5 protein-coding genes are annotated in these 3392 nt (G+C 57.4%); 3 read left to right on the top strand and 2 right to left on the bottom strand.

Annotated elements, in window-relative coordinates; translation table 11 throughout:
• Window positions 1-80 precede the first annotated feature (80 nt).
• A complete protein-coding gene (locus tag IGS51_RS07475; RefSeq protein ID WP_297077655.1) occupies window positions 81-491 on the bottom strand; it encodes a Rieske (2Fe-2S) protein in 411 nt (136 codons plus the stop codon).
• Window positions 492-645: 154 nt separating this feature from the next.
• Between IGS51_RS07475 and IGS51_RS07480 the strand changes: the two genes are divergently transcribed.
• Complete coding sequence (locus IGS51_RS07480; protein ID WP_297077657.1) at window positions 646-777, top strand: hypothetical protein; 132 nt, start codon at window positions 646-648, stop codon at window positions 775-777.
• A gap of 68 nt (window positions 778-845) precedes the next feature.
• On the opposite strand, the gene IGS51_RS07485 is transcribed toward IGS51_RS07480, so the two are convergent.
• Window positions 846-2669, bottom strand: coding sequence for a WG repeat-containing protein (locus IGS51_RS07485; RefSeq protein WP_297077659.1), 1824 nt, complete (start codon window positions 2667-2669; stop codon window positions 846-848).
• Window positions 2670-2949: 280 nt separating this feature from the next.
• Here IGS51_RS07485 and IGS51_RS07490 point away from each other — a divergent pair, with 280 nt between their 5' ends.
• On the top strand, window positions 2950-3138 hold the full coding sequence (locus tag IGS51_RS07490; protein WP_297077661.1) for a hypothetical protein: 189 nt from the start codon (window positions 2950-2952) through the stop codon (window positions 3136-3138).
• Window positions 3139-3159: 21 nt separating this feature from the next.
• A partial coding sequence (locus IGS51_RS07495; protein WP_297077662.1) for a Clp protease N-terminal domain-containing protein occupies window positions 3160-3392 on the top strand: 233 nt, incomplete at its 3' end.

Genomic DNA, 3392 nt, shown 5'->3' on the forward strand with positions numbered 1-3392 from the left:
ATTTCTCGCGGGCGCAGCCCGCGAGAAATCGTCCAACTGCGTTTCTGTCACTTCAATCCTCCAAACCTCTGCCACTTGTCTTACCCCTGTACCAAAATCGTCTCACCCTCTACCTTGACGGGATAGGTCGCCAGCGCCCGGTTTGCAGGGCCTTGCACGACTCCGCCCGTCGGCGAAAAGAGGGAATTGTGACAGGGGCAGGCAAAGAGGGCGGTTTGCTCTCGCCATTCGACGGTGCATCCTGCATGGGGACAGGTTCGGCTGATGGCCATGAGGTCGCCGCTGTCGGGATTTTTGAGCAGGGTGATGGGGGCAGTGCCCACCTGAGTATCGAGGCGATCGCCACTCTGGGCAAGCTGGCTCAGGGTTCCCACCTGCTGAAATGTGCCTCCTACCGCAGACGGGCTGGGCGGCTCGGCAGATCGACAAGCAGGCAGGGCAGCGCTGGCAGCACTGGCGGCAGTCAGTCCGAGAAAGGTGCGACGTTCCATAGACTATTTCGGGATATTTCGGGATATTTCGGGAGAGTGTTTCCGGGGAATCAGGATTGGTCTGCTCTAGCTAAGCTCGTTCTTGCCCACTAGAATGTTAGGCACAGATTGACCCACGCTGCATGGCGGCGCTGTACGTATACCTCCGACACTTATGCCTCCGACTCGCAAATTGGCAAAAGGTTTCCCCAGGCGATTTACCAAAGGGCTGAAAATTTTGGTGCTGCTGAGCCTGCTGGCGCTGGTGTATGTAGGGCTTCAGGGGTGCAACAGAGCGACAGGGTGATGGGAGAAAAAATGAAGAAGGAAAACGCTTCCCTCTTCGTTCTTCCCTCTTCCCTCTTCCTTCTTCTCTCACGCCCTGCCCAAATACCCCCACCGCCCGCCTTGCTTGACCGCAGCGCGATCGCCATGAAAGGAGCCAGCGTCGGCAAACTGCGGCTCAACCACGAAGGTTCCCTGGAGGTCGATAAAGCCCCAGAGTCCGCCCAGCTTCACGGCGGCCAGACCTTCAGAAAAGGGATAGGCATCTTCAAACTTCAGCGGAATGACGACTTTGCCCTCTGGAGCAATATAGCCATAGCGGTCTTCGTGGCGCACGAGGGCGAGTCCATCGGTGAAGCTGAAGGTGTCGTCGAACTGGGCGGGGATGACGAGTGCGCCTGCGGGATTGATGTAGCCGTAGCGCCCGTCGATGCGGACTCGCGCCAGCCCGTTTTGAAACGTGTGGGCCACGTCAAACTCGGCAGGAATCACCAGTGCGCCCGTTTTGTCGATAAAGCCGTATTTGCCCTGGAGCGTGACGCGGGCCAGCCCTTCGGAGAACTCGTCGGCGCTGTCGAACTGGGGCGGGATGATGACTTTTCCGGCGGGGCTGATGTAGCCGTAGCGATGGTCGATTTCCACCCCCGCCAGTCCTTCGCGGAAGGCGGGCGCGGCACTCTCAAACTGCGGCTTGATCAGCCATTGCCCCCGCGTGTCAATGTAGCCGTAGCGGTGGTTTTGCTCGACCCGTGCCAGCCCGTTGACGAAGTTTTCAGCGCTGTCGAACTGGGGGGCGATCGCCAGTTTTCCCAGATCATTGATGTAGCCCCAGCGCTGCCCAATGGAGATTCGCGCTAGCCCCTCCGAGAACTCGTAGGCCCCTTCGCGGTAGATGCCGATGGGATCGACTTCGATTTTGAGCGGGATGGCAATTTCGCCAGACTTGCTGATGTAGCCGAGGCGATTCTTTAGCACGACGGCCGCCAGCCCCTCAGAAAAGTTTCGTGCCAGGTCAAACTGGGGGGCGATCGCCAGTTCATAGCGCGGCGGTTCTGGCTCGCCCAAAAAGCTGGCCAGTTCTTCTGGGGAGAGGTTTTTTGCAGTCGGCAGTGCAGGCAGCGCCGCCAGCACCTCGGCCACGGACTGGAAGCGCTGCTCGACGGATTGACGCACCATGCCATCCAGCGCATCGGCAAGCTGAGCGCTGACCCGCGCCTCGTCCCGCCACGCAATTTCGCCTGTCGCCGAATCGCGGGGAAGCTGTTTGGGAGAATAGCCCGTGAGCGCCTGAATCGCCAGCATTCCCAGCGCGTAGAGGTCGCTGGCAGGAACGGGCTGTCCGGCAGATTGTTCGGGCGGCACGTAGCCCGCCGTACCAACGGTCTGCGTAAAGTAGGGCTTGCCCTCGGCATTCACCATCAAATGGCGGATCACCTTGACATTGCCAAAGTCGATCAGCACTAGCTTTTTGTCGCTCCAGCGGCGCAGCAGGTTTTGTGGCTTCAGGTCTTGATGCACGACATTCTGGGCATGGGCCACTGCGAGGATCTCTAGCACCTCATGCAAAAAGCCCAGCACTTCTTTCTCATCGCGGCGATCGCCCAAAAAGAGCGACTGCCGCAAATCGTGCCCGTCGATCAGCTCTTGCACCAGATAAAACTCGCCACCCTGCTCCAAATGGTCGTAAAGTTTGGGAATCTGGTTGTGCTTGCCGATCAGATACAGCTTCTCGACTTCGGACTCAAAGAGCGATCGCGCTGGAGCCAACACCGACGGCAGCTTCGACTGGGGCTGAATCTTTTTGACCACGCACTTGGGGCTATTGCGACGATAAGTGTCTTCGGCCAGATACGTCTTGCCAAAGCCCCCCCGTCCTAATTCTCGAATCGTTTCATACCGCCCGCCGATTAACATTGCTTTGCCCTACCACGCACCCCAGCGCTCGCCACTGCATTAGCCGTATTCATTAGTCGTATCCAATGGCAAATCCCGAAACCATCGATGCCTGTTTCAGACTGCCCTGTTTCAGATTGCCCTGTTTCAGAATGCCCATTTCTCAGGGACAATTTCTCAAGCGTGAACCCGTCAAACCGCCTTTGTCTGCCCGTTTCCCATTGCTTTAAGAAAAATTAATGGAAACCGTATTGCGCGGGGTGGGAAGCCCGATCCTGGCGATCGCCCCTCCCTCCGTAGAATGAGTTTATATACCGGGTCGGCCGGACGATTAGCCGGACGATTATCCGGACTGTATGATCCCACGCTTCAGGGATTCCGGTGGCGGATTTTGGATTTCGATTTTCGGTTTCGGCTCAAACCCGATGGCTCCTACAGTACCCAAAATCCAAAATCCAAAATCCAAAATTCCAAAATTCCTAACCCCTAACCCCCAACTTCTAACGACGCTATGCAACCGACTAGTCCTGACAAATTCACCGAAAAAGCCTGGGAAGCCATTGTCAACACCCAGGAAATTGCCCGCCAGTCCAAACAGCAGCAGATTGAAACCGAACACCTGATGAAGGCGCTGCTAGAGCAAGACGGGCTGGCCGTCAGCATTTTCAACCGGGCAGGCGTGAACGTGCAGCGGGTGCGCGAGTTTACCGATAGCTATATTGCGCGGCAGCCAAAGGTATCCGG

It is taken from the genome of Thermoleptolyngbya sp. M55_K2018_002 (assembly GCF_015295965.1).
GTDB lineage: Bacteria > Cyanobacteriota > Cyanobacteriia > Elainellales > Elainellaceae > Thermoleptolyngbya > Thermoleptolyngbya sichuanensis.